This is a genomic window from Plantactinospora sp. WMMB782, from assembly GCF_049179135.1.
Lineage (GTDB): Bacteria > Actinomycetota > Actinomycetes > Mycobacteriales > Micromonosporaceae > Plantactinospora.
Genome location: NZ_JBMHMC010000007.1, coordinates 6,238,999 through 6,264,163 on the forward strand (window position 1 = coordinate 6,238,999; position 25,165 = coordinate 6,264,163).

Here is a 25,165-nt window from a genome sequence, read left to right on the forward strand (position 1 = left end):
GAACATGTCCGCCGAGGCGTTGGGCCGCGCGGCGACGCCCGCCGAGGGGCTCAGCCGGGCGACGCCCGCCGAGGCGCTGGGCGGTGGGGAGACGCCTGCCGAGGCGCCCAGCCGGGAGGAGCTTGCCGATGCGCTGGGCGGGGCGGAGACCTCCGCCGACGCGTCGGGCGGGGAGGTGGAGCTCGCCGAGCTGCGCCGGCAGGCGGGCCGGCTGCTGGCCGAGACGGCCGGACCGGTACGTCGGATCCACCTGCGCCGGGGCGACACCGTGTTGGAGATCGAGTGGCACGCTCCGACTGCTCCGGCCGGGCCGGCTGGCGCATCCGGCTCCCCGCCGGCCGGCGTACCCGGCCACTCCTCGACGGGCGCACCCGGCCACCTGCCGGCCGTCGCCGGCACCGGCCCGGACGGCTCCGCCGGCCCGCTCGTCGGCGGCGACGCGCGCCGGACGGTACTCGCGCCGATGGTCGGCACCTACTACCAGGCGGCCGAGCCCGGCGGCGCCCCGTTCGTCGAGGTCGGCGACAAGGTGGAGCCCGGTCAGGTGGTCGGCATCGTCGAGGCGATGAAGCTGATGAACGAGGTGGTCGCCGACCAGGGCGGCCGGGTCGCCGAGGTGCTCGTCCGGGACGGCGAGCCGGTCGAGTTCGGGCAGCCACTCATCGCCCTGCTACCCGCGTGACTTCCAGGACGGTGCGGCGGTGTTCGAGAAGATCCTGATCGCCAATCGTGGCGAGATCGCCCTCCGGGTGGTCCGGGCCTGCCGGGAGCTGGGCGTGCGGACCGTGGCGGTGTACTCGGTCGCGGACCGGGACTCGGCCGTCGTCCGGCTGGCCGACGAGGCGGTCTGCATCGGGCCGCCGGAGAGCCGGCAGAGCTACCGCAACGCCGCCGCCATCGTCGAGGCGGCCCGGCGGACCGGGGCGCAGGCCGTACACCCGGGTTATGGATTCCTCGCCGAGGATGCCGATTTCGCCGAGATCTGCGCCGACAACGGTCTCGTCTTCATCGGCCCGTCACCGGAGGTGATGGCCGCGCTCGGCGACAAGGCACGGGCCCGGTCGCTGATGCGGGAAGCCGGCCTGCCGTTGCCGGCCGGCAGCCTGGCCACCGTCGGCACGGCGGCCAGGGCGCGGGAGATCGCCGACGAGATCGGCTATCCCGTGATCATCAAGTGTGCGGCCGGAGGTGGCGGACGCGGGATGACGGTGGTCCGCTCGGCCGACGAACTCGGCCCGGCCTACGAGCGGACCAGGATCACCGCGCAGGCCGTCTTCGGCGACGACCGGGTCTACCTCGAGCGGTACCTCGTGCAGGCGCGGCACGTCGAGGTGCAACTGCTCTGCGACGGGTACGGCAACGGCGTGCACCTGGGCACCCGGGACTGCTCGGTGCAGCGGCGGCACCAGAAGCTGGTCGAGGAGGGACCGGCGCCGGCGCTGTCGGTCGGCACCCTCGACGCGCTCGCCAACTCCGCGCTGCGCGGTGCGTTGCGGGCCGGCTACACCGGGGCGGCGACCTTCGAGTTCCTGGTCGACGAGGCCGAACGGTTCTCCTTCATGGAGGTCAACTGCCGGATCCAGGTCGAGCATCCGGTCACCGAGATGATCACAGGAGTCGACCTCGTGCACGAGCAGTTGCACATCGCGGCCGGGGTACCGCTGCGGTTGCGCCAGGCGGACGTCCGGATCGCGGGTGTCGCGGTGGAGTGCCGGGTCAACGTCGAGGACTCCGACCGGGGGTTCGCGCCGACCCCCGGTCGGCTGAGCCGGTTCTCCCCGCCGGGCGGGCCGTTCACCCGGGTCGACACCCACGGCTACCCCGGCTACCTGGTGGGCCCGTACTACGACTCGCTGCTGGCCAAGGTGGTGGTCTGGGCACCCGACCGGGATCTGGCGCTCGGCCGGATGGAGCGGGCGCTGCACGAGTTCGACGTGGACGGGCCGGGCGTACGCACCACGATCCCGTTCCTGCGCCGGGTCCTCGACGACGCCGGGTTCCGCAAGGGACGGTACTCGACCGGGCTGGTCGACCGGCTGCTCCGCGCTCCCGCGACCCCGCCCGCACCGGCCGCTCTGGCCGCTCCGGCTGCTCCGACGGCGGCAATGGCTGCGTCGCCGGGTGGCCCACCCACTACCGCCAACCTTCCGAGGAGGACCAGATGACCGTCAGGCACGAGGACCCGGCGCTGACCGGACCCACCCAGCGGGAGCCGACTCCGACTCCGTCACCGTCACCGGCGTCGGAGATCACCGCGATTCTGGTCCGGCACTGCGGACTGGACGCCGCCGCCGCGGACGCCTCCCCGGACGCCTCCCTGGAGGAGCTCGGCATGGACTCGCTGGCGCTGCTCGAACTACAGGCGGTGGTGGCGGACCGCTACCGGGTCCAGCTTCCGGAGGAGGCGGGGCGACTCAGCATCGCGGAGATAGCCGAGCTGGTGGCCCGGCACGGGGAGCCGGTCACCGCCGCCTCCGCCTCCGCCGCCTCCGCCTCCGCCGCCTCCTTCGCCGGTGGGGCGGGCCGACCCGGGCACACCGAGAACAGCGTGCTGATCGCCGCCCCGTTGCCGCTGGTCTGGGACGTGACGAACGACGTCGCGGGCTGGACCGGGCTGTTCACCGAGTACCAGTCGGTCGAGATCATCGAGCGGGACGGAGACGCCGTACGGTTCCGGCTGACCATGTATCCCGACGAGAACGGGGTCACCTGGAGTTGGGTAAGTGAGCGTACCGCCGATCCGGTGCGGCGCGAGGTGCGGGCGCACCGGGTGGAGACGGGACCGTTCGAGTACATGCGGATTCACTGGCGCTATGCCGAGGTGCCGGGCGGTACCCGGATGACCTGGACGCAGGACTTCGAGATGCGACCGACGGCGCCGGTGACCACCGCCCAGATGACCGACCGGATCAACGCGAACAGCCGGATCCAGCTGGACATCATCCGGGACAAGATCGAGCGGATCGCCGCCGAACTGTCGGCCACGCCCCCGGCACCGGCACCGGCACCGGCACCGGCACCGGCACCGGCACAGGGAGCGGAGCAGGTACCGGCAGCGGCAGCCGCGACCGCCGGGGCCGACGATGAGTGAGCCGGGCCGCCGGTTGGTGGCCGCCCGCGACATCGCTCCGGACCGTCGTCGCGGTGGTGAGATCCGGGTACTGCTCGGTCCCCGCACCGTCGGCAGCGGATCGGGTTTCATGGGGGTGGCGAACCTGGCTCCCGGCGAGCGGATCGCCGAGCACTACCACCCGTACAGCGAGGAGTTCCTCTACGTCGCGCGGGGTGCGATCGTGGTGGACCTGGACGACGAGCCGGTGCCGGTGGGGTCCGGTGAGGCGCTCTACGTGGCCGTGAACGTGCGGCACCGGCTGCGCAACGTGGCCGACGTGCCCGCCGAGGTGGTTTTCCAGCTCGGTCCGCTGGCTCCGCGCCCGGAACTCGGACACGTCGACACCGAGCCGTCCGATCTGCAATCCCCTGGCGCGCACCGGGCCACCGAGCCGCCCGGCCCGGACCGGTCGGGAGGCGCGCACCGACCGGAAGGCGCGCACCGGTCGGGGGAAGCGGACCGGTCGGGGGAGACGGACCGGTTGGACGGCGCGGACCGGTCGGACGGCGCGGACCGGTCGGACGGCGCGGGCCGGTCGGAGGGTGCGGACCGGGCGGCGGCAGCGGTCGTGGCGGGTGGACCGGAGGCCGGGCCGTGAGCCGGCGCCGCAGCGTGGTGACCGGGATCGGGGTGGTCGCGCCCGGCGGGGCCACCCGGGACGAGTTCTGGGCGACCATCACCGCCGGTCGTACCGCGACCCGCCGGATCAGCTTCTTCGACCCGTCGCCGTTCCGGTCCCAGGTGGCCGCCGAGTGCGACTTCGACCCGGTCCGCGCCGGCCTCGGCGTCGCCGAGCGTCAGCGCGCCGACCGGTACGTCCAGTTCGCGCTCGCCGCGTCGATCGAGGCACTCGCGGACAGCGGTCTGGAGTTGACCGATCCGACGCGGGAGCGCACCGGAGTGGTGCTCGGCTCGGCGGTGGGCGGCACCATGCTGCTGGAACGGGAGTACGTGCAGGTGAGCGACTCCGGCGCGGACTGGCTGGTGGACCCGGACCGGGCCGGCCCGTTCCTCTACCAGGCGCTGATGCCGAGCAGTCTCGCCGCCGACGTCGCCTGCCGGCACGGGCTGCACGGCCCGGCCCAGGTGGTCTCCACCGGCTGCACCTCGGGCATCGACGCCATCGGCTACGGTCAGCAGCTCATCGCCGACGACGAGGCGGACGTGGTGCTGGCCGGAGCCTCGGACAGCCCGATCTCCCCGGTCACCGTCGCCTCGTTCGACGCGATCAAGGCGACGACTCCGGACAACGACGACCCGGCGCGCGCCTCCCGGCCGTTCGACCGGGACCGGCACGGCTTCGTACTCGCCGAGGGAGCCGCCGTGCTCGTCCTGGAGGAGGCGGAACACGCCCGGCGGCGCGGTGCGCGGGTCTACTGTGAAGCCGCCGGATACGCCAACCGGAGCAACGGCTACCACATGACCGGCCTGCGCCCCGACGGCGTCGAGATGGCGTTGGCCATCGACGACGCGATGGCGCAGGCCCGGTGTGACCCGTCGGACGTGTCGTACGTCAGCGCGCACGGCTCGGGCACCCGGCAGAACGACCGGCACGAGACGGCCGCCTTCAAGCGGGCTCTCGGCGCGGCGGCGTACCAGGTGCCGATCAGCTCGATCAAGTCGATGGTCGGGCACTCGCTCGGCGCGATCGGGGCGATCGAGATGGCGGCCTGCGCGCTGGCCGTCGAGCGCGGCGTGGTGCCGCCGACCGCCAACTGGGCCAACCGGGACGCCGAGTGCGACCTGGACTACACGCCGAACACCGCCCGGGAGCTGCCGGTACGGGTGGCGCTCTCGGTCGGCAGCGGCTTCGGGGGCTTTCAGTCGGCGATGGTCTTCACCCGGTTCGACGGGCCGACCCGGTGACCGGCGCAGCCGACGGCACCGCTACGCCGGCCGGCGGTGTGGCGAGCGAGCCTCGGCGCCGGGCGGTGATCACCGGGATCGGCGTGGTCGCGCCGAGCGGGATCGGCGCGGAGGCGCACTGGAAGTGCATGCTGGCCGGGCAGAACCGGATCGGCCGGATCACTCTCTTCGACCCCGAGCGCTATCCGTGCCGGCTGGCCGGTGAGGTGGCCGACTTCGACGCGCTGCACCACGTCGACAACCGGCAGCTGGTGCAGACCGACCGGTGGACGCATCTCGGCTTCGCGGCGGCCCGGCTCGCTCTCGCCGACGCCGGCCTGCCGGAGACGGCCGACGATCCCTACGGGTACGCGGTGACGCTGGCCAGCTCCTCCGGCGGCAACCTCTTCGGTCAGCGGGAACTGCAACGGCTCTGGCGTGGCCCGGCCCGGACCGTCGGGGCGTACCAGTCGATCGCCTGGTTCTATGCGGCCAGTGTGGGCCAGCTTTCGATCCGGCACCAGTTCAAGGGGCCGTGCGGGGTGTTGGCGGCCGAGTCCGCCGGTGGGCTGGACAGCCTGGCGCACGCGGTACGGATGATCCGGCGGGGTACTCCGGTGGTGCTGGCCGGCGGCACCGAGTGCCCGCTGAGCCCGTACGCGCTGACCTGCCAGCTGCGCGGTGGACTGTTGAGCACCTGTCCGGAGCCGGCGTCGGCGTACCGGCCGTTCGACGTGGCGGCCAGTGGCTACGTACCGGCCGAGGGTGGGGCGGTCTTCGTGGTGGAGGACCTGGCGCACGCCCGTGCCCGGGGGGTGCGCGGCTATGCCGAGGTGGCCGGTTGGGGGGCCAGTCACGACGCCCGGCACACCGGCCGGCTCGCCGCCGGGGATCCGGTGCAGTACGCCCGCGCGATGCGGCTCGCCCTGGACCGGGCCGGGGCCGATCCGGCCGAGGTCGACGTGGTCTTCCCGGATGCGCTCGGTGTGGCCCGTTACGACCGTGCCGAGGCCGAGGCGCTGCGGACGGTGTTCGGGGCCAGCCCGCCACCGGTGACCACGCAGAAGCCGCTGACCGGGCGGGCGCACCAGGGTGGCTCGGCGCTGGACGTGGCGACCGCGCTGCTCGGCATCCGGCACGGGGTGCTGCCGCCGACGGCCGGGCCGGACCGGCCGGCGCCCGGCTGCGAGCTGGACTTCGTCCGGGAGTCCGGACCACGCCAGGTGGACGTGGCGCTGGTCGGCGCGCGCGGGTTCGACGGTTTCAACAGCGCCGTGGTGGTGCGGCGCGCCCCGGCGTAGGCCGAGGCTCCGGCGTAGGCCGGGGGAGTGTGCGGAGGAGGACCGGATGTCGAAGGCCAGGGTGCTGTTCCTGATCAGGGTGCCGCGCGAGCGCACCGAGGACTTCCTGGAGGCGTACGAGCAGATCCGTTACGAGGTCGCCGAGGGGGTGCCGGGGCACCTGGCGGACCAGGTCTGCCAGGCGTCGGGCGATCCCGAGCAGTGGCTGATCACCAGCGAGTGGGCGTCGCTCGCCGACTTCGAGGCGTGGGAGCGCAGCCCGGGGCACCGGGAACTCGCGGCGCCGCTGCGCGCCTGCATCACCGAGGCCCGGTCGATCCGCTTCGTGGTCCGGGCGGAGACCTCGGCCCGCGGGGAGACCTCGGTCCACCGGGACAGCTCGGTCCACCGGGACAGCTCGGTCCACCGGGACAGCTCGGTCCACCGGGACAGCTCGGTCCACCGGGACAGCTCGGCCCGCCGGGAGAGTTCGGTGGGTAGCCCCTGACGCCGCCGTCCCTGCGGTGGGGTGACCCCGACGACTTTCAGATAGACAGACCTGGATGTAACTTGAATCCGTTCAGTCTGCTCGGTCTGGGAGAGCGCCGGGGGCGCCCGTGCCGCGAGGGAGAGAGCCATGCCCGTCCCGTCGTCCCGCCGGGCCGCGTTGGCGGCGTCCCTGGTCCTCGGCGTACTCGCCGGGATGGTGGTCCAGCCCGGCCGGGCGGTCGCGGCGGCGCCCGGGGTGACCTGGCTCGCCGACACTGAGCTCGACCCCGCCGCGCTCTACTTCGTCTCCTACGACGGCCTGGTCAACAACAACTCCTACGGCGACGGCATCGTCAGCCACGCCGGCCACCAGTACGCCGCCTGGTACACCTCGACCCGGGAGGCCGTGCTCGCCCGCCGGCAACTGCCGTCCGGGCCGTGGCAGCTCCTCCGGTTGCCGCACCGGTTGAGCGTCGACGACTCGCACAACTCCATCGCGCTCGGCATCTCGCCGGGCGACGGTCGGCTGCACGTCGCGATGGACACCCACGACAGCGAGATCCACTACGTCAGGTCCGAGGCCGGGCTGGTCTCGGCGCCGTGGTCGCGGAGCTGGGAGGCGGGCCGGTTCGGCGCGGTGCAGCGCAGCCTCGACTCCGTCGGGCTGGGCGCGATCACGTACCCGCAGTTCCGGACCGCCCCCGGCAACCGCCTCCAGCTCAGTTACCGGACGGGGCGCTCGCGCAACGGCACAAACGAACTCGCCGAGTACGACGGCTCCACCTGGCGCCGGCTCGGCCGGTGGTCGTCGGCGACCGGATCGTACAGCGCGAACGGCGCGACCAGTACCACCCGGAACATGTACCTGCACGGCCTCACCTACGGTCCCGGCGGCCGGCTGCACGCCGCGTTCACCTGGCGGGAGGGGAACTCGGCGGTCACCTGCAACAGTGGCGGGCTGACCAACCACGACACCGGCTACGTGCACAGCGACGACCAGGGCCGGACCTGGCGCAACAACGCCGGGACGGTGGTCGGCACCACCAACTCGGGCAACCTGGTCTCGATCTCCAGCCCAGGACTGGTGGTCGACCCGCTGCCGCCGAACCACGGGCTGATCAACCAGGAGAGCCAGGACGTCGACTCGACCGGCAACCCGCACGTCGTCGTCAGTTACGTACCCGGCCGGTTCACCTCCTGCGTCACCTCGTACGCCTCGGCGCGCCGGGCCAACGGCCGCGCCTTCCACCTGTTCCGCGACTCGTCGGGCGGGTGGCGCAAGGTCGAGCTTCCGGTGCCGTTGCACGCGACCGGCCGGTCCCAGATCGTGCTGGACGCCGCCGACAACGCCTACGTCGTCCTGCCGTACGGCCGGATCGTCACCGCCAGCCGGGCGAGCGGCTACACGGACTGGACGCTCCGCTTCGACGGCTCGGGGCTGAACGCCTTCGGCGAGGTGATCGTGGACCGGACCCGGGTGGAGAGTGACGGCGTCCTGTCGATCCTCTACCAGCGTGCCTCCACCGGTGCAACGCCGTCGCCGATCCGGGTGGTCGACTTCCGCCTCGGTTGAGCCGCGCCGCCGGTCCGTCCGCTCCCGCTCCGTCTCGCCCGGCTCCGTCTCGCCCGGCTGCGTCTCGCCCCAGTTCCACCCACTCCACTTCGTCCCGCCTCAGATCCACTCCGTTCCGTTCCGTTCCGTTCCGGCGCCCGCCTACGTCGACGGCGGGCCGCTGGCCCGTTCGGCGCAGCTGACGGCGCGTTCGCCGCTCCGTCGCGCCTCCGACCTCCGGCGGGCCGAGTGCGGGACATTCAATGAGGCCGATAGATAGATGTGAATGCATTGAAAGGAGGTGGCCCATGTCGACGACCATGCGGCGGTGTGCCGGGGCACTGCTGGCGGCCGTACTGGCGACCGTGGCCGTTCTGCTGCACACCGGACACCGGGTGGAGGCGGCGGCCGCCGTCCGGGTGCTGCCGCTCGGCGACTCGATCACCGACGGCTTCAACGTACCCGGCGGTTACCGGATCGACCTGTGGCAGAAGGTGGTGGCCGGCGGCTACAACGTCGACTTCGTCGGCTCGCTGAGCAACGGGCCGGCCAGTCTCGGCGACCGCAACCACGAGGGCCACTCCGGCTGGCGGATCGACCAGCTCGACGCCAACATCGTCGGCTGGCTCAACACATTCCAGCCGCGCACCATCCTGCTGCACATCGGCACCAACGACATCTTCCAGAACCGGGACCTGCCGAACGCCCCGAACCGGCTGGCCGCGCTGATCGACCGGATCCACAACACCGCACCGGAGGCGAAGCTGTTCGTGGCGACGATCGTCCCGGCCGGCTCGGCGAGTACCGACGCCCAGGTGCGCAGCTTCAACGCCGCGATCCCGCAGATCGTGCAGACCCGGGCGAACGCCGGACGGCCGGTCTACCTGGTCAACATGTACAACGCGCTCACCACCGCCGACCTGGCCGACGGGGTGCACCCGAACGCGACCGGCTACAGCAAGATGGCCACGACCTGGTACAACGCCCTGCAAGCCGTGCCCGGCAGCCTCACCGACGGCACCACCCCGACCCCGACCCCGACCGTCACTCCCAGCACGCCGCCGACCACCGGCCCGACGAACCCGCCGACCAACCCGCCGACGAACCCGCCGACGAACCCGCCGGCCGGCTGCACCGCGACGGTCTCGGTCAACTCCTGGACCGGCGGCTTCGTCGCCACGGTCCGGGTCACCGCGGGCTCCGCCGGCACCACCGGGTGGACCGTCAACGCCACCCTGCCGTCCGGTACGACGGTCACCAACGCCTGGAACACCCAGCGCAGCGGCAGCAGTGGCGCCGTCGAGTTCACGAACGTGAGCTACAACGGACGGATCGCCGCCGGGCAGTCGACGGAGTTCGGCTTCCAGGGCACCGGCAGCGCGGCCGGTCTCACGCCGAGCTGCACCGCCCGCTGACCGCCCCCTGAGGCGCCGCACCGGCCCGACCGCCCCCGTTCGGACCGTGTCGATCGCGACCGCCGGCGTCTCGACCCGACCCACCTGCCCCGGCAGCGATTCCGGGGCAGGTGGGTCGTCCTCTGTCGCGCGATCACCGGTCCGGCGGTGTCCACGCGGATCGCCGGCGGTTCGGGCGGTCGAGCTGTCCGCCGCCCGGTGCCGGATCGCCGTCCGCCCGGGGTATCCGCACGGGTCAGCGGTCGGCCGGTATCCAGCCGAGGAATCGGGCGGTCAGTGTCGCGGGATCGGCGTCCGGCTGGTCGGCCAGCGCGAGGGCGAGCCGGGCGGTCAGGTGCGCGCGCAGCCCGGCCGGGTTGTCGCGGTACATGGCGATCAGCACCAGCCGGGCCCGCCCGCACGGCCACAGCGCCCCGCAGGCCCGGCACCGGAACAGCGGCCGGGCGGGCGTGTGCGCCCGGAATCCGCCGTACGGGCGCAACATCACGTACCGCTCCGGCCCGGTAGGGCCGGCCGGCGTACCGTTCGCGGGTGTCGCACGCCGCCCGTCGTCGGCGCCGGGCGACGCGGGCTCAGCTCGGTACGCGTCCGGCATGCCGCGTCCGCCCGGCCGCCGGGACCGCCAGCCGGCTGTTCCGGCCCGAGGTTCGCGCCGCCGGCCGCTGGTTGGCCGCCCGGCCCGGGACCGGCGGCACCACCACCAGCGCCACGGTCGACGCCCGGACCGGTTCCCGGTACGCCGCGCGGTCCAGCGGCGGCACCGTCGGCGCGTACGGCATCGGCACCAGTTCCGGTGAGTCGGGGCAGCGCCAGCGGTAGCCGCAGCGGCAGTACCGCCACAGCCGTCGCCAGTCCCGCCGATGCCGGGCCCTGATCCGTCGTGATCTTTTCATTCCGTCTCCTGTCGCCAGAATTGGAGACGGGGGCGGTGCGGTGGAACTTCCAGCGCCCCGGCACCGCCCCCGTCGGCAACACCCGCCCGTCCTTTCGATTCAGTTCCGTTTTTGCGGATCCGGGCGAGTGCGCCCTCCTTCCACCCTGGACGACCAGGCCCTACCCTCGGTAGGCGCGTCGATGAATCGGGGTGCGGCCGGCAACCTGCCGGGAACCACGCGCTCCGATCGGGGATTCTGGGGGAATCGTGGGAATGTCGCCATTGGAATTCTTGCTCCGCGAATTGCGCCGCCGTCGGGTGGCCGCCGGCCTGACCCAGACGGCGCTCGGAGAACGCTTGCACTTTTCCGACACGCACGTGAGTGCGGTCGAGACCGGCACCAAGCCGCTCAAGCCCGACTACCTGCGGGCGGTCGACGCCGAACTCGGCGCGGGCGGGCTGCTCGTCGAGATGTGGGAGGAACTGGTCCGCGACGGCACCGCACCGGCCTGGTTCCGCGACTGGCTGGAGATCGAACGCCGCGCCATCGCGCTCCGCTGGTTCGGACCGGCATACGTGCCCGGCCTGTTCCAGACCGAGGCGTACGCCCGCGCCACCCTGGCCGGCGAGCGGCTCACCCCGCACGAGGTGGACCAGCTCGTCACCGCCCGGCTGGACCGGCAGGCCATCCTCACCAGGGAACGCCCGCCGATGATCATTGCCGTCCTCGACCAGGCGGTGATCGAGCGGGGCGCCGAAGAGGCCCGGCCGATGATGGCCGAGCAGTTGGCCCGGATCGTCGCCTGCGCGCAGTTGCCAAACGTGCAGCTCCAGGTGGTGCCGACCCGGGTCGGCATGTATCCCGGCTACGGCGGACCGTTCATCCTGGCCGACCTGCCGGAGAACCGGCGGGTGGGGCACGCGGACAACCAGCTCGCGGCGCGAATTGTCGACGGTGCCGACGAGATTGCTACCCTCGTCGGCAGGTGGGAGCGGATCCGGGGCTACGCGCTCCCGGTCGACCAGTCACTAGAGCTGATCAAGAAGGTAGCGACGTCATGGAGCTGACCGGCGCCCTCTGGCGCAAGAGCACCCGCAGCGGCAACAACGGTGGTGACTGCGTGGAGGTGGCGCGCAACCTGCCCGGGGTGGTCGGGGTGCGGGACAGCAAGGACCGGCAGGGCCCGGCGCTGGTGTTCGAGCCGGCGGCGTGGCGCGGTTTCGTCCGGCGCCTGCCGACGCGCTGACCACGGGCTCGCCCCCTCGCCCGACTACCCGAACCGGATACTCCGAGTGCCCGAACCGGATACTCCGAGTGCCCGAACCGGACGAGCGTCCAAGCCGGACGCTCCGGGTGCCCGAGCCGGACGAGCGTCCAGCCGGATGCCATCCGGCCCGGCCGCTTGTGGCGACCGGGCCGGATGCGGTGCCCGGGATCAGGCCGGGAGTCGCCAGACCTGGTTCGCGCCGCCGAAGCAGTCCCAGATCTGTAGCCGGGTGCCGTCGGCCGAACTGTTGTCGGTGGCGTCCAGGCACTTGTTCGAGGCGGGGTTGCGCAGGGTGCCGTTGCTCTGTGCCTGCCAGACCTGCGCGCCCGTGCCGTTGCAGTCGTAGAGCTGCACCTTCGCGCCGTTCGCGGTCGAGGCGGCGGTGATGTCGGCGCACTTGCCGAGCGCGCGCAGCGTGCCGTCGGTGCCGACCGTCCAGCGCTGGGCGTTGCTGCCGTTGCAGGTGTAGAGCTGGACCGCCGTCCCGTTCGCGGTGGAGGCCGCCGCGACGTCGACGCACTTGCCGGCGATGCCGGTGATCTGGCCGGTCCGGCCGCTCGGCGGCGGGGTGCCGCCACCCGTCACCGTGTCGTAGATGGCGCTGACCAGCGAGGTCGAGTTGTTGGTGTCCTGGGACAACTCCCAGTTCATCATGCCGCCGGCGTTGGCCATCGCCCACTGGGTCTTGCGCTTCACCGTCGGGATGCCGTTGTAGCACTGCTGTGCGCCGCCGGCCGTGGTGCAGTCCCGGTTGGCGTTGGCCGGGTCCATCGCGACGAGTGCCGAGTAGGTGTAGTAGCCCGGCCGGCTGTAGAAGGGTACGCCGAGCACCGCCTTGCCGGCCGGCAGGCCGCGCGCCTTCCAGCCGTTCACCGCGTTCACCGACCAGTCGTAGTTGGCGTGCGGGCTGCCGCCGTCGTACGCCATGATGTTCAGCCAGTCGACATAGCCGAAGACGGCCGGCTGCACACCGTTGACGCTGCCGCCCTCGGAGACCACGGCGGCGGTGAGCAGCTTGCCCCGGCTGCGGAGCTGACCGCTGAGCTGCTGCATCAGCGCGGTGAAGTTGTTCGCCGAGGTGCCGGGGTCCGGGTACTCCCAGTCCATGTCGACACCGTCCAGGTTGTACTGCGTCACGAAGCTGAGCACGCTGTTCACGAAGGTGGTCCGGCTGGCGGCGTTGCCGGCCAGCGCCTCGAAGGCCGAGTCGTCCCCGTCGTTCCAGCCGCCGACCGCGATCGACACCTTGACGTTGCTGCTGTGCGCCCGCGACACCAGCGCGGAGAGCTTGCTCGGGTTCTCCACCGCCCGCAGCGTGCCGTTGGCGTTCGGCAGTACGAACGCGTAGTTGATGTGGGTCAGCTTGTTGTACTGGATGGCGTTGACGTCGCCGGCCCAGCTCGGCAGGTAGCCGACGCTCTTGAAGTTGTCGGGCAGCACGACGGCTTCGGCGGGGGAGAGCGGCGCGAGCGCGACGGCCGTCCCGGTGGCGGCGGTGGCGAGTGCGAGCGCGCCGGTGAACAACCTGGACCGGACGCGGGGGCGGCGTCCCGCCGGGGGTATCCGTTCGGCGCTCGTGGTGGGTGACATCCACGTTCCCTTCTGTCGCAGACGCCTCAGCGGCTCGATTCGACCTGGGGGTGGGGTCGCCGCAGCGCCGGTGCGGCGGCAGCGGAGGTTCCGGCGCCGGCACCGGGCGAAGCGGATCGGGATCGACGTCGCTGAGTTGCTGAAACATTAGGAAAGTTAACTAACAAAGTCAATGCGCTGTTTCGGATGACCGGGAGACCCTCGGCGCCCCGCCCTGTCCCGTGCTGGGCGCATGGGCGGGGCAGCTCGACAGTCTGCGGGCGAGGTGTTCGGTGCCCGGCGGGACGGGCCGGGTCGACCCGCCGCCGGGAGGTGCGGTCAGGCCGCCCGGTGGTCGCTGTGCGCCTGTGCCGTTCCGGGCCGGGCCCGGACCAGCCGCAGGCGCGGCGGCGCGGGTGCCGGCTCCTCCTCGAAGGTCGCCCGCCAGCCCGACCCGGTCCGCTGGCCGTGCCGGGTCGGCGGCTCGCCCGACTCGATCGCCGGCCGGGACAGACCGAGGATGATCAGATAGCCCGCCAGGATCAGCCCGTGGCTGAGGATCCGGAACGGATCGACCCGGCCGGCGATCGCGTCGTTCACCGAGAGCAGGCTCAGCACGGCGACGAAGGCGGTGAGCGTGGGCACGAGTCCCAGCGGCCGGGTGCGGCGCAGCGCGATCCAGGCGAATCCGGCGCCGAGCGCGACGTTCCAGGCGGCCGACTCGTGCCACAGGTGGTCCGGGCCGCCGCCGAGGACGACCGCCAGGCCGTGCGGATGACCTGTCGAACCGATGCCGGCGATCTGACCGGCACCGAGCAGGAACTGGGCCACGCCCACCACCCCGAGCGCGATCCGCAGCGTACCGGCCAGCCGGGCCAGCAGGCCCGGCCCGGGAACGGCCGCGAGGATCCGGTCGTCGATCTCCGTCGGTGGCCCCACCACACTGGTCCGGGCCAGCCTGTTCAGCGCCGTCGCGCTCTCCAGCCAGCTCCGGCACCGTGCGCAGCCGGCGAGGTGCCGGTCCACGCCGGCCCGCTCGGCCGGGTGGTCCTCGCCGTCCAGTCGGGCCGACAGGGCTTCTCGAGACTCTTCGCACCGCACATATCCATAGTCGGACCCGGCGTCCCGTCGGTTCCCTCGGGGGTAAGCATTGCGCCGCAGGTTTCCCCGTTCGGCTGACCGGAGCGGGTCGACAGCGGCGTCCGTCGGCCGCTCCGTGAATCCGGACGTGCCCATGATCGACACGTAAGGCGCATGATCGACCCGTGAGGTACATGATCGACCCGTAAGGCAATCGTATGCCCACCGGGGGTATTCGAGGTGAGCGCCGGTACGGGTAGCTTTGGGGCATGCCTCCCCCCGGCGTCGACAACGACGAGATCACCAGGTTGGCGCTGGCCGCGAAGGCCGGCGACCGATCGGCGGCAGCGGCCTTCATCCGGGCGACCCAGCACGACGTGCAGCGGTTCGTCTCCCACCTGGTCGGTGCCGGTGAGGCGGAGGACCTGGCCCAGGAGACCTATCTGCGGGCCATGCGCGCGCTGCCCCGGTTCGCCGCCAGGTCGTCGGCGAAGACGTGGCTGCTCTCGATCGCCCGGCGGGCCTGCGTCGACCACGTCCGGACGGCCATGCGACGTCCCCGGGTCGCCTCGCTGCCCGACTGGCAGCTCGCCGCCGATGCCGAGCTGGCCCGGGAGAGCAGCGGCTTCGAGGGTGCCGTGGAACTGACCCGGCTGCTGGCCGACCTGCCACCGGACCGCCGGGAGGCGTTCGTCGCCACCCAGGTCGCCGGGCTCAGCTATGCCGAGGCGGCCGAGGTCTGCGACTGCCCGGTCGGCACGATCCGGTCGCGGGTGGCCCGGGCCCGGGAGGACCTGGTCGAGGCGATGCGGGCGGACGGCTCCGGTCGCCGGCTCCGCTCGACGAGCTGACCGACCCCGCCCGCCGGGCTGACCGACCCCGCCCGCCGGGCTGACCGACCCCGCCCGCCGAGGCGGCGGGATCGGCACCCGGATCAGGACAGGGCGGCCTCGGCGGCGCCGGGCGCCGGCCCGGAGATCGGCAGGCAGACCCGGAAGACGGTACGCCCCGGCTCGGACTCCACCCGGATGTCCCCGTGGTGCTTGTTGACCACGATCCGGTACGAGATGTCCAGCCCCAGCCCGGTCCCGTCGCCGATCGGCTTGGTGGTGAAGAACGGCTCGAAGATCCGCGACCGGACGTCGGCCGGGATGCCCGGTCCGGTGTCGGCGATCTCCACAACGATCCGGTCGTCGTCCCGCCCGGTGCGTACGGTCAGCACCCCCTCCGCGCCGATCGCGTAGAGCGCGTTGTCGACCAGGTTGGTCCACACCTGGTTGAGTTCGGCGGCGTAGACCGGGATCGGCGGCAGGGCGCGGTCGTACTCCCTCACCACCCGGACACCGGGCCTCAGCTTGGAGTTGAACATCGCCAGTGTCGCGTCGAGCAGGTCGTGCACGTCGACCGTCCGGTGCGGTGCCCGATCCAGTTGCGAGTACTGTTTCGCCGCGCCGACCAGCCCGGTGATCCGGCTGAGCGCGTCGTCGATCTCGCCGAGCAGCAGCTCGGTCTCGACGGTGTAGGTCAGCCAGCGGATCGCCGGTTCGAGGTCGTCGGCGCGTACCGCCGCGCTCACCTGCTCCAGCCACCGCACGTCGATGCCGCCGGCGGTCAGCGTCGGGGCGATGTCCCAGCCGGCCGTCACGTCGTGCTCGTCCAGCCAGTCCGCCAGGGCGTCCTCCGCGTCGCTGGTCTCCAATGGAGAGAGCGCCGGTGCGGTGGCGGCCAGCTTGACCGCCTTTTCCTGGAGTTCGACAAGCCGTTGCAGCCGCTCGCCGTCCAGCCGCCCGTCGGCGATCATGGCCAGCTTGTGCCGCATCCCGGCGACCCGGTCCCGCAGCACCGAGGTGGCCCGGACGGCGGCGGCGGCCGGGTTGTTCAGCTCGTGGGTCAGCCCGGCCGAGAGCGAACCGAGGGCCAGCAGCCGCTCCCGCTCGCCCACCACGGTCTGCGTGGTCCGCATACCGAGGAAGAGGCCGTCCAGCAGGTGCATCGCCATCGGGAACCAGCGGCGCATGGCCGTGCCGATCACCTCGGCCGGCAGCACGAAGAACGTCGCGTCGGTGACCGCCCGCATCCCGTTCGGGTACGTGTGCACCCGTGCCTCGTCCAGGTACGGCTGGGTGGCCCCGGCGTACGCGCCGCGCTGCTCGGTGCGGATGATCTCCACCCGGTCGCCCTGGACCAGCCGGGTCAGCGAGACCGTCCCGTCGAGCAGGACGAAGAAGCAGTCCGCCTCGGCGCCCTCGACATAGACGTCGGCACCGGCCGGCAACCGCCGCACGCGGCCGTGCTCGTGTATGTGGCCGAGCTTCTCCTCGTCCAGCGACTCGAACAGGAACAGCGTGCGCAGTTCCTCGATCGCCAGCCGCTCGTCCGATCCGGTCATCGTGTCACCCGATCCGTGTCCGTGAACCATTTCCGTCGGCAGGGCTCCTCACTGCGCCGCCAGGTATTGATGGGCCAGCGAGACGACCATGGCACCCTCGCCGACGGCCGAGGCGACCCGCTTGATCGAGTCGGCCCGTACGTCGCCGGCCGCGAAGACGCCGGGCAGGCTCGACTCCAGCGGGTACGGGTCGCGGGGCAGCGGCCAGCCCGCGGGCCGCCGGCCGTCGCTGCCCAGGTCCAGCCCGGTCAGCACGTACCCCCGGTCGTCCCGGGCCACCACCTCGGCCAGCCAGTCGGTGCGCGGCTCGGCGCCGATGAAGACGAACAGCCAGGACGCCTTGACGGTGCGCCGCTGACCGAGCCGGTTGTCGCAGATGACGAGCTGCTCCAGGTGGTCGCCGCCCTCCCCGCCGACCACCTCGGAGTGCGGGTGCACCTCGATGTTGTCGATCCGCTCGATCTGCTCGATCAGGTAGTGCGACATCGAACGGTGCAGGTCGGGTCCGCGTACCAGCAGGTGCACCCGGCGGGCGTGCCGGGCGAAGTAGACCGCCGCCTGCCCCGCCGAGTTGGCCCCGCCGACGATGTAGACGTCCTGCCCGACGCAGTTCGCCGCCTCGGTCGAGGCCGAGCCGTAGAAGACGCCCCGGCCGGTCAGGTCGGCCAGACCGGGCGCGGTGAGCTGCCGGTAGGACACGCCGGTCGCCAGCACCACCGTGTGCGCGGCGATCGAACTGCCGTCGCTGAACCGGAGCAGCCGGGTGGTGCCGGCCGCCTCCAGTCCGACCACGTCCCGGGCGGTCAGCAACTCGGCGCCGAACTTCAACGCCTGCCGGCGGGCCCGGTCGGCGAGCTGGGAGCCGGAGACGCCGTCCGGGAAGCCGAGGTAGTTCTCGATCCGGCTGCTCTGTCCCGCCTGGCCGCCGGTCGCCTGCCGCTCGACGAGTACGGTGCGCAGCCCCTCGGAGGCGCCGTAGACGGCCGCGCCGAGCCCGGCCGGGCCGCCGCCGACCACCACCAGGTCGTAGAAGTCGGCGGCCGGGGTGGTGGAGAGCCCGCACCGGTCGGCCAGTTCCGCCTCGGTCGGCTTCACCAGCGCGCTGCCGTCGGCGGTGATCACCACCGGCACGTCGGCCGGGTCGGCGCCGGCGGCGGAGAGCAGCCGGCCGCCCTCCGGCTCGTCGGCCAGCAGCCAGCGGTACGGCACCAGGTTGCGGGCGAGGAAGTCGCGGACCTCGAACGACGGCGCGGACCAGCGGTGGCCGATCACCCGCACCTCGTCCGGTGCGACCTCCGGGGTCGCCGCCCACGCCTCCAGCAGGCTGTCCAGCACCGGATAGAGCTTCTCCTCCGGCGGGTGCCAGGGCTTGAGCAGGTAGTGGTCCAGGTCGACGACGTTTATCGCGTCGATCGCCGCGTTGGTGTCCGCGTAGGCGGTCAGCAGCACCCGGCGGGCGGTCGGGAAGAGGTCCATCGCCGCTTCGAGGAACTCGATGCCGTTCATCTGCGGCATCCGGTAGTCGGCGAGCAGCACCGCCACCAGGTCGCCACGGAGCTTGATCTCGCGCAGCGCGGCCAACGCCTCGGCGCCGGAGGAGGCGCGGACCACCCGGTACCGGTCACCGTAGCGCCGCCGTACGTCCCGGGCCACCGCACGCGACACCGCCGGGTCGTCGTCGACCGTCAAGATCACCGGATTCGCCATGGCACCAATCAAAGCACCCGGAAGCGCGGCTTGACGAACGCCGATGGCGAGCCGCCGGCGCCCGCCGCTGCCGCCCGCCCCGGGTGTCGGCGCCCCGGCGGGCGGTCCGTCCCAGCCCGGTGGCGGCGGGCGGTCAGTCCCGGCCCGGCTCGACCAGCCGGATGCCGCCGACCGGGGGCCGGTCCAGGGTCGCCAGCGCGGCCGGGGCCTCGGCCAGCCCGATCGTCTGGCTGACCAGCTCGGCCGGTCGGAGCACCCCGGCGCCGACCAGCGCCAGCAGGTCCGGGTACGCGTGCGCGGGCATCCCGTGACTGCCGCGCAGCTCCAGCTCGTACCCGATGACCCGGTCCATCGGCACCGCCGGGTGTCCGTTCGCGGCGGGCAGCAGCCCGACCTGCACGTGCCGGCCCCGGCGCCGCAGGCTCTCGATCGAGCCGGCACACGTCGGCGCGCTGCCCAGCGCGTCCAGCGACAGGTGGGCGCCCCCGCCGGTCAGCTCGCGTACGGCGGCGGCGACCGCACCGGGTCCGGGCAGCGTCCCGGCGTCCAGCCAGGCGGCGGCGCCGAACCGGCGGGCCAGCTCCAGCGCCGCCGGGCTGACGTCGACGGCCACCACCCGGGCACCACAGGCGACCGCGATCATCACCGCCGACAGGCCCACCCCGCCGCAGCCGTGCACCGCCACCCACTCCCCGGCGGCCACCCGGCCCTGGGCGACGACCGCGCGGAACGCCGTGCCGAACCGGCAGCCGAGCGCGGCGGCACCGGCGAAATCCAGGTCGTCCGGCAGTCGCACCAGGTTCACGTCCGCGTGCTCGACCGCGACCAGTTCGGCGTAGGAGCCCCAGTGGGTGAAACCGGGCTGGGTCTGTCGCTCGCAGACCTGCTGGTCGCCGGCGAGGCAGGCCGGGCAGCTGCCGCAGGCGCAGACGAACGGGGCGGTGACCCGGTCCCCGGGCCGCCAACCGCGCACCTGCGCGCCGACCGCCGCCACCACCCCGGCGAACTCGTGCCCCGGCACGTGCGGCAGCCGGATGTCCGGGTCGTGGCCCTGCCAGCCGTGCCAGTCGCTGCGGCACAGCCCGGTCGAGGCGACTTCCACCACCACGCCCTGCGGGCTCGGGGCCGGGTCCGGGACGGTACGCAGTTCCGGCTCCGCGCCGAACTCCTCGAAGACCACCGCCCGCACGCGGCCCATCCTCACACGTTGGCTGTCCCGGACCCGGAACGGCCCCCTGGGACAGCCCTTCGGCCGCGCCAGGGGACCGTCAGCGCCGGTCAGTCGCTCAGGACGCGCGTCGCCGGTCCTCCTCCTGCTCGGCGGCGTAGTCCCGGGCCACCCGGAGCAGCTCGACCAGGCCGCTGGCGTACTCCTGCGACTCGGCGTGCGCCTCGGCGAAGGGTGGTTGGAAGCCGACCGCCTCCCACTCGCCGGTCTGCTCGTTCCAGATGTCGTTGCCGACCTCGAAGTCCCAGGCGAAGATGCCCAGCTCGTAGTAGAGCTGGTCGGCGGAGTTGCCGGCGGCGGAGTAGAGCACGTCGGCCACCGGACCGGTCTGGGACGGCCAGGTGACGGTGCCCCGGTGGCTGGCGATCGCCGAGACGATCCGCCGGGCGCTGTCCAGGAACATCTTCGACTCGTCGATCGACGGGCGGGGCAGCGGGATCCGCCCCTGCGCCTGGTAGGCGCCCGGCGGCCACATGAAGTAGCCGCCGTAACTGTGCACGTTCATCGCGAACCTGATGTTCGGGTGCGCCTTGGCCAGGTCGACCACGTTGCGGCTCTCCGGTTCGGAGAGTTCACCGGTGCCGGCGTACGTGCCGGAGAGGCAGTTGGTGCTGGCCCCGGCGTACCCGTCGAAGAGCGAGCCGACCGTGTAGTTCCGGTTGACGTCGACGCCCCACGAGTTCCGGTTCACCGGGTCGCGCTGTGCCCCGGTGCAGTGGTTGACCAGGTTCTTGCGCTGGAAGTTGGCGTCGTGGAACGAGTAGTTCGCCCCGTCCGGGTTCACCGTCGGGACGACGAAGACGTCGACCGCCTCCAGCAGCTCCCGGGTCGCCGGGTCGGTGCCGGCGTTCGCCAGCAGCCGCTCGGCGAATTCCAGCGTGACCAGCGGGGTGGCCCACTCCCGGGCGTGTTCCTGCGAGTACGCCAGCACGCCGATCCGCGACCCGTCCCGGTGTACGCCGATCCGCAGCGCCTGCACCGTCCACGGCTTCTTCGGCACCTCGGCGCCCTGCAGGCCGTCGTCCAGGCGTACCGGGCCGGCGACCGGCATCGGCAGCCCGGCCGAGCCGTTCTCCACGAACGCCGAGAACCGCTGCGGGAAGCGGGCGGAGACGAGCGCGGCCACCTCGTCGGTGGTGCTGACCGTCTTCCCCGCCGCGTCGGTGGCCAGCGAGATGGTGAGCACCCGGTCCCGGTAGCTGGCCGAGAGCGGGCGGTCGGCCCGGCCGGGGTCGACGGTGCGGACCTGCACGCCGTTCATGTTCTGGTCGCCGAATTTCACGGACTCGACCACCACGGCGGCGCTGGTCGGGTCGCCGAGGTAGCCGGCGGCGGTGCGCCGGTAGCCCTGGGTCCGGTTCGGCAGGTCGATCACGTCCACCAGACTCCGGTACTGCCGGGCCAGCCGCTTGATCCGGGCCTGCACGTCGACTGGCGTGACGTACGCGTCGACGAAGTCGGACTGGTAGCCCTCGGGCAGCGCCGGTGGGGTGGCGTTCGGCCACTTCGCCGGGGTGGTCGGCCGGGCGGTCCCGCCGAGGCTGGAGGTGGCGGTCACCTGGGTCGGCCGGGCCGGCAACCGCTGCGGCTGCGCGTAGTGGTACTGGTACTCGCCCGCGTCGGAGAACCGGACCAGCGGGAAGCTGCCGGTGGTGCCGTCGGCGGTACGCCAGTTCACCGTGATCTCGACGTCCGGGTCCTCGGCGGCGGTGGTGGCCACCTGGGTCTGTAGGAAGGTCCGCCCTCCGCTGGTCCACCAGTACGCCTGGAGGAAGTGCAGCGTGTCGACGGCGGCGACGGCGGTGCCGCGCGCCTGCGCGGCGCGGACGCTCTCGGCGTAGTGCCGGGCGGCGTCGCCGTCGCGCTGCACCACCTGCCGGGCCACCGCACCCTGCGCGGTGAGTGCCGCCAGTTGCCGGCCGGTCAGCACCAGGTCGGCGAGGAGCTGTCCGTCCCGGTGCCGGGGCCGGTTGGCGATGTCGGCGCCCTCGGCGAGAAGCTGCCGGAACTGGGCCTCGTCGCGGAGTTGGACGCGGACCAGGGCGGTCTCGTCGTCGGCGAGGGTGGTCGGGGCGGCCGCGCCCGGGGGCGCGGCGTCGGGTGCGGCCATGCCCGCTGCGGGGTTGCCGAGCGTGGCCGCGGTCAGGACCAGCGTGGCGGCGGTGGCCGTCCACCAGTGTCTGGCCAACTTGGACCTCCTGACGGTCGTCGAGTTGAGTGCTTCCACACCAGTGGGTTGATCGACTCCTGTCAAGGCCCGGAGGTGTCGGAGGACCGTGTCCCGGTCGTTCGACGTCGCACGGGTGAACATCTTCGGAACGTTCGTGTTTCCGGCGGGTCGCATGTGTTCGAGCGGCTGTTAGGTATTGGCGACCATCGACCCTAACCATCGCTCAGGCTGCGGTGTTTCAGGGTGATTATCCAGATCCTTTCTGGACGGTGCCCCGGTGTCCCGCAGAAGCGGCTCCGCCACCGGGATGCGCGGGTCGGTCCGGCCGGTTGCGGTGACTCGGGGTGACGGTCGGCCGGTCGGCGTTACAGGCGGCAACGTGCATCGCGCAACTTGCACGGGAGGGTCGGGCGACCGCCGGCCGGGCAGCTCGGATGCGCGTCCACGAGCGTCAATGCAATGGCACAAACCAATACCTTGACTTAGCGTCTGCCGCAGCGCATCGTGAGATTCCCAGATGTCGTTGGAAGTTGCGGGGCAACTCATTCCCGGTGGGTGAGCTATTGCCATCGAAACCCTACGACAGCGCGCCGAGCGTGCGCCAGGAGGCGGCCATGGAACTCAGCCCGTTCACTGGTACCTATCTCACCGATCCGGCCGCCGTGTGGCGGGATCTGCTGGACCGCCCGGAGAGCGTCCACTATGCCGAGGACCTCGGCATGTGGCTGATCAGTCGCCATGAACACGTCCGGCGGGCGTTCGGGGACGCGGACAGTTTCGGCAACGCCCTCACGTTGGCCCCGGTCTACCAGATGTGCCCGGAGGCGCTGGCCATCGTGATGCGCCTGGACGTGCCGCCCACGACGGCCGCGGCCGACTCGCCGGTACACACCCGTACCCGGCGGGCGCTGCGGGCCACCTTCGCCAACACGGCTCCCCGGGTCGCCGCCCAGTACGGGCCGATCGTGCGGCGCCGGGTCGACGAGTTGGTGGACCGGATCGCCGCCCGCCCGGGGGAGGTGGTGGACCTGATCGGAGAGTTCACCGCCCTGCTGCCGCTGCTCGTGGTGCTGGACATCCTCGGCGTACCCGACCGGGACACCACCCGGATCCGGCGATGGGCCGACGGCCAGATCGCGCTGGTCTGGGGGCAGCCCGACCCCGCCGAGCAGGTGCGCCTGGCCCAGGGGCTGCTGGACTTCTGGCACTACTGCCAGGAACTGGTCGACCGGCGGGCCGCCGGTGACCTCGACGGCGACGACTTCGTCTCCCGCGCGCTGCGCTACCGGGACGGCGACGACGAGGTCCTCACCGTCGCCGAGGTCGCCTCCATGGCGTTCAACCTGCTCGTCGCCGGGCACGAGACCACCGCCGGCCTGCTCGCGCACGGCCTGGAACAGGCGCTGTCGGTACCGGGCCGCTGGCAGCGCATCGCCGAGGATCCGGCCGCCGTGCCGGCCTTCCTGGAGGAGGCACTGCGGTTCGGTCCGGCCATCGACGGCTGGCTCCGGCTGACCCTGCGGCCGGTCACCCTCGGCGGCGTCACCATCCCCGCCGGGCAACGGTGCCTGCTCCTCGTCGGTGCCGCGAACCGCGACCCGGCGACGTTCACCGGTCCGGATCGGTTCGATCCGGACCGGGACGACGTGCAGGACCATCTCTCCTTCGGTTACGGTCCGCATTTCTGCATCGGGGCGGCACTGGCCCGACTGGAGGCCCGGATCGCGCTCGTGCGGCTCGCGGAGGCAATTCCGGGGCTGCGTCTGGCACCGGGTCACGTAAGCGTCTACAAGCCGAATGTGGCGTTCCGTGCGCACCGGTCCCTTCCGGCCGTCGTCGATATCACCACCGCGCCGGCGGAACTACACGAAGATCCACCAGACGGGTTCGGTATCCGGGCCGCCTAGCCGATCCCGTGCCCACCGGCCATTTCGGGTCCGGAGTGGCCGACCCGGGTCGAACTCGACCGGCGACGACTCCGGCCGGATGACATCGACGGTCGCGTCCGTCCGGGGCGGCCGGATCGGTCGATCCGGGTCACACTCTGTCAACGACAGCCAAGCAATCGACCGACGTCGTGGTGTAGGGGGACGGCCGGGGTGCCGCCTCTTTGACCGGTGATTGCGGACTGTCGCCATTCGCCGGTCGCGGCGGAAGGGGTGAATCCGGGCAACCAGTGTCGGCACGTCCACCCGGAGATCATTTTCCTACCGTCAAGTAGCTCGGCCTGCGAGGTTTTTCACTTACCGTCAACGACGGGTGGCGCGTAAGGCTTCACACCCGTGGCTGCGAGGGTAAGAATTGGCCCCGGCAAATGCCGGGTCATGATCTGTTCCGCGCGTCTCATGATCTGGTGCTGGTGATCGGATCGCTGACCAACGAAGGTGAGCAAATGGACGCTGCGTCGTCAGGTACCGCAGAATCGATGGCCACCCGAGAGTTCCAGCGCGAACTGCGCCGCTGGCGTACCCGCAAGGGGTTGACCCAGCGCGCCCTCGCCGACCGCGTGCGGTTCAGCCGGGAGACGGTGGCGGCGGTGGAGGCGGGCCGCCGGTACGGCAGCCACGAGCTCGCCGTGCGCTGTGACGACGTACTCGGGACCGGAGGGCGGCTCAAGGCGCTCTGGCCACAGGTGGCGGCCGAGCAGATCGCGGCGGACGGGCGCCGCGGGCCGCGCGGCGCCGCGGCCGGCCGACCGGAGCCGGGCGCGGTCGAGCCGGAGCCGGCGGTCGGGGATCCGCAGTCCGTGGTGGACGCCATCGACGGCCTGCGGGACCTGATCGACCAGATGTTGCGGGCGCACTTCCCGGGCGGGTCCGCGCAGCAGCCGGCGGAGGCGCACCGGCTGACCGAGGAGGCGCACCGACTCGCGGCGCAGGTGCACCGGCTGCACGACGCCGACCCGTCGGCCGACCCGCTGCCGGCGGGCGAGCCCCGGCAGTCGGCGGCGGGCGAGTCCCGGCAGTCGGCGGCCGAGTCGCGCCGGCCGGCCGGCGACGGCCGGCGGTCCCCCGTCGAGTCCCATCGGCGGGACCGGGTGGGCGCGTCGCGCCGCCGGCACTGAATCGCCGCGCCAGCTCCGTCGCGGTCCGTCGCGGCCCGCGGGACGGAGGTAGGTCGGGTGGACCCGGCGGACGGCTCAGGTGCCGAGTTCACTGAGTCGCGAACCAGCATGTGAACCGGCCGG

General features: G+C 72.5%; 20 protein-coding genes and 2 pseudogenes. 14 read left to right on the forward strand and 8 right to left on the reverse strand.

The features are described from left to right. Positions 1-4: 4 nt before the first annotated feature. The 9 genes and pseudogenes from ACN28A_RS29840 (at position 5) to ACN28A_RS29880 (ending at position 9,693) form a co-directional block, all read left to right on the forward strand. Positions 5-682 carry an acetyl-CoA carboxylase biotin carboxyl carrier protein gene (locus ACN28A_RS29840; RefSeq protein WP_421400767.1) on the forward strand — a complete coding sequence of 226 codons (678 nt, stop codon included), beginning with the start codon at positions 5-7 and terminating at the stop codon, positions 680-682. Positions 683-701: 19 nt separating this feature from the next. Beyond that, positions 702-2,165, forward strand: a complete 1,464-nt coding sequence (locus tag ACN28A_RS29845) for an acetyl-CoA carboxylase biotin carboxylase subunit (protein WP_421400770.1) — start codon at positions 702-704, stop codon at positions 2,163-2,165. Then, positions 2,162-3,091 carry an SRPBCC family protein gene (locus tag ACN28A_RS29850; RefSeq protein WP_421400772.1) on the forward strand — a complete coding sequence of 310 codons (930 nt, stop codon included), beginning with the start codon at positions 2,162-2,164 and terminating at the stop codon, positions 3,089-3,091. Before ACN28A_RS29845 ends, ACN28A_RS29850 begins: the two co-directional genes overlap by 4 nt. Continuing rightward, positions 3,084-3,461: pseudogene (locus ACN28A_RS29855) on the forward strand (cupin domain-containing protein); the annotation flags it as partial. The gene ACN28A_RS29850 and the pseudogene ACN28A_RS29855, both read left to right, overlap by 8 nt. A gap of 245 nt (positions 3,462-3,706) precedes the next feature. Further along, positions 3,707-4,978 (forward strand): beta-ketoacyl-[acyl-carrier-protein] synthase family protein, encoded by a 1,272-nt coding sequence (locus ACN28A_RS29860; protein ID WP_421400775.1) that lies wholly within the window; start codon positions 3,707-3,709, stop codon positions 4,976-4,978. Between the two features lie 38 nt (positions 4,979-5,016). Then, on the forward strand, positions 5,017-6,258 hold the full coding sequence (locus ACN28A_RS29865; RefSeq protein WP_421404704.1) for a beta-ketoacyl synthase N-terminal-like domain-containing protein: 1,242 nt from the start codon (positions 5,017-5,019) through the stop codon (positions 6,256-6,258). A gap of 46 nt (positions 6,259-6,304) precedes the next feature. Further along, positions 6,305-6,601, forward strand: a pseudogene (locus ACN28A_RS29870) (antibiotic biosynthesis monooxygenase family protein); the annotation flags it as partial. A 273-nt stretch (positions 6,602-6,874) separates the two neighbouring features. Then, entirely contained in the window at positions 6,875-8,299 is a 1,425-nt protein-coding gene (locus tag ACN28A_RS29875; protein WP_421400777.1) for a BNR repeat-containing protein, read from the forward strand. A 287-nt stretch (positions 8,300-8,586) separates the two neighbouring features. Further along, positions 8,587-9,693, forward strand: coding sequence for a GDSL-type esterase/lipase family protein (locus tag ACN28A_RS29880; RefSeq protein ID WP_421400779.1), 1,107 nt, complete (start codon positions 8,587-8,589; stop codon positions 9,691-9,693). A 235-nt stretch (positions 9,694-9,928) separates the two neighbouring features. Here the strand turns inward: ACN28A_RS29880 and ACN28A_RS29885 are convergent, their stop codons facing one another. Together ACN28A_RS29885 and ACN28A_RS29890 are read right to left on the reverse strand one after the other, a co-directional pair. Further along, positions 9,929-10,288 carry a flavin reductase gene (locus tag ACN28A_RS29885; RefSeq protein WP_421400781.1) on the reverse strand — a complete coding sequence of 120 codons (360 nt, stop codon included), beginning with the start codon at positions 10,286-10,288 and terminating at the stop codon, positions 9,929-9,931. Further along, positions 10,266-10,586, reverse strand: coding sequence for a hypothetical protein (locus ACN28A_RS29890; RefSeq protein WP_421400784.1), 321 nt, complete (start codon positions 10,584-10,586; stop codon positions 10,266-10,268). Before ACN28A_RS29890 ends, ACN28A_RS29885 begins: the two co-directional genes overlap by 23 nt. 254 nt (positions 10,587-10,840) lie before the next feature. On the opposite strand from ACN28A_RS29890, the gene ACN28A_RS29895 reads away from it, so the two are divergent. Beyond that, the gene (locus ACN28A_RS29895; protein WP_421400787.1) at positions 10,841-11,635 is read left to right on the forward strand and encodes a helix-turn-helix domain-containing protein; all 795 of its coding nucleotides are present in this window, start codon (positions 10,841-10,843) and stop codon (positions 11,633-11,635) included. Then, the gene (locus ACN28A_RS29900) at positions 11,626-11,814 is read left to right on the forward strand and encodes a DUF397 domain-containing protein (RefSeq protein WP_421400789.1); all 189 of its coding nucleotides are present in this window, start codon (positions 11,626-11,628) and stop codon (positions 11,812-11,814) included. The genes ACN28A_RS29895 and ACN28A_RS29900 overlap by 10 nt, the downstream gene beginning before the upstream one ends. 189 nt (positions 11,815-12,003) lie before the next feature. Here ACN28A_RS29900 and ACN28A_RS29905 read toward each other — a convergent pair whose 3' ends face one another. Both ACN28A_RS29905 and ACN28A_RS29910 read right to left on the reverse strand, forming a co-directional pair. Next, on the reverse strand, positions 12,004-13,425 hold the full coding sequence (locus tag ACN28A_RS29905) for a glycosyl hydrolase family 18 protein (RefSeq protein WP_421400791.1): 1,422 nt from the start codon (positions 13,423-13,425) through the stop codon (positions 12,004-12,006). Between the two features lie 318 nt (positions 13,426-13,743). Continuing rightward, positions 13,744-14,505, reverse strand: a complete 762-nt coding sequence (locus tag ACN28A_RS29910) for a zf-HC2 domain-containing protein (RefSeq protein WP_421400794.1) — start codon at positions 14,503-14,505, stop codon at positions 13,744-13,746. A gap of 248 nt (positions 14,506-14,753) precedes the next feature. Between ACN28A_RS29910 and ACN28A_RS29915 the strand changes: the two genes are divergently transcribed. Beyond that, positions 14,754-15,335: a sigma-70 family RNA polymerase sigma factor gene (locus ACN28A_RS29915; protein ID WP_421400796.1), complete on the forward strand. Its 582-nt coding sequence runs from the start codon at positions 14,754-14,756 to the stop codon at positions 15,333-15,335. Positions 15,336-15,418: 83 nt separating this feature from the next. Here the strand turns inward: ACN28A_RS29915 and ACN28A_RS29920 are convergent, their stop codons facing one another. The 4 genes from ACN28A_RS29920 to ACN28A_RS29935 form a co-directional block, all read right to left on the reverse strand. Then, on the reverse strand, positions 15,419-16,873 hold the full coding sequence (locus ACN28A_RS29920) for an ATP-binding protein (RefSeq protein WP_421400798.1): 1,455 nt from the start codon (positions 16,871-16,873) through the stop codon (positions 15,419-15,421). 48 nt (positions 16,874-16,921) lie between these two features. After that, entirely contained in the window at positions 16,922-18,580 is a 1,659-nt protein-coding gene (locus ACN28A_RS29925; RefSeq protein ID WP_421400800.1) for an FAD-dependent oxidoreductase, read from the reverse strand. 133 nt (positions 18,581-18,713) lie between these two features. Next, entirely contained in the window at positions 18,714-19,778 is a 1,065-nt protein-coding gene (locus ACN28A_RS29930) for a zinc-dependent alcohol dehydrogenase family protein (protein ID WP_421400802.1), read from the reverse strand. Between the two features lie 88 nt (positions 19,779-19,866). Beyond that, a complete protein-coding gene (locus tag ACN28A_RS29935; RefSeq protein ID WP_421404706.1) occupies positions 19,867-21,918 on the reverse strand; it encodes a M14 family zinc carboxypeptidase in 2,052 nt (683 codons plus the stop codon). 674 nt (positions 21,919-22,592) lie between these two features. Here ACN28A_RS29935 and ACN28A_RS29940 point away from each other — a divergent pair. Next, positions 22,593-23,885: a cytochrome P450 gene (locus tag ACN28A_RS29940; protein WP_421400805.1), complete on the forward strand. Its 1,293-nt coding sequence runs from the start codon at positions 22,593-22,595 to the stop codon at positions 23,883-23,885. Positions 23,886-24,403: 518 nt separating this feature from the next. Then, complete coding sequence (locus tag ACN28A_RS29945) at positions 24,404-25,042, forward strand: helix-turn-helix transcriptional regulator (protein ID WP_421400806.1); 639 nt, start codon at positions 24,404-24,406, stop codon at positions 25,040-25,042. Positions 25,043-25,165: the final 123 nt, after the last annotated feature.

Coding starts and splice junctions, on each gene's coding strand:
- ACN28A_RS29905 (WP_421400791.1), bottom strand. CDS start 13,425: ATGTCACCCACCACGAGCGCCGAACGGATACCCCCGGCGGGACGCCGC.
- ACN28A_RS29940 (WP_421400805.1), top strand. CDS start 22,593: ATGGAACTCAGCCCGTTCACTGGTACCTATCTCACCGATCCGGCCGCC.
- ACN28A_RS29840 (WP_421400767.1), top strand. CDS start 5: ATGTCCGCCGAGGCGTTGGGCCGCGCGGCGACGCCCGCCGAGGGGCTC.
- ACN28A_RS29915 (WP_421400796.1), top strand. CDS start 14,754: ATGCCTCCCCCCGGCGTCGACAACGACGAGATCACCAGGTTGGCGCTG.
- ACN28A_RS29895 (WP_421400787.1), top strand. CDS start 10,841: ATGTCGCCATTGGAATTCTTGCTCCGCGAATTGCGCCGCCGTCGGGTG.
- ACN28A_RS29885 (WP_421400781.1), bottom strand. CDS start 10,288: ATGCCGGACGCGTACCGAGCTGAGCCCGCGTCGCCCGGCGCCGACGAC.
- ACN28A_RS29880 (WP_421400779.1), top strand. CDS start 8,587: ATGTCGACGACCATGCGGCGGTGTGCCGGGGCACTGCTGGCGGCCGTA.
- ACN28A_RS29930 (WP_421400802.1), bottom strand. CDS start 19,778: ATGGGCCGCGTGCGGGCGGTGGTCTTCGAGGAGTTCGGCGCGGAGCCG.
- ACN28A_RS29875 (WP_421400777.1), top strand. CDS start 6,875: ATGCCCGTCCCGTCGTCCCGCCGGGCCGCGTTGGCGGCGTCCCTGGTC.
- ACN28A_RS29925 (WP_421400800.1), bottom strand. CDS start 18,580: ATGGCGAATCCGGTGATCTTGACGGTCGACGACGACCCGGCGGTGTCG.
- ACN28A_RS29900 (WP_421400789.1), top strand. CDS start 11,626: ATGGAGCTGACCGGCGCCCTCTGGCGCAAGAGCACCCGCAGCGGCAAC.
- ACN28A_RS29920 (WP_421400798.1), bottom strand. CDS start 16,873: ATGACCGGATCGGACGAGCGGCTGGCGATCGAGGAACTGCGCACGCTG.
- ACN28A_RS29890 (WP_421400784.1), bottom strand. CDS start 10,586: ATGAAAAGATCACGACGGATCAGGGCCCGGCATCGGCGGGACTGGCGA.
- ACN28A_RS29935 (WP_421404706.1), bottom strand. CDS start 21,918: ATGGCCGCACCCGACGCCGCGCCCCCGGGCGCGGCCGCCCCGACCACC.
- ACN28A_RS29850 (WP_421400772.1), top strand. CDS start 2,162: ATGACCGTCAGGCACGAGGACCCGGCGCTGACCGGACCCACCCAGCGG.
- ACN28A_RS29945 (WP_421400806.1), top strand. CDS start 24,404: ATGGCCACCCGAGAGTTCCAGCGCGAACTGCGCCGCTGGCGTACCCGC.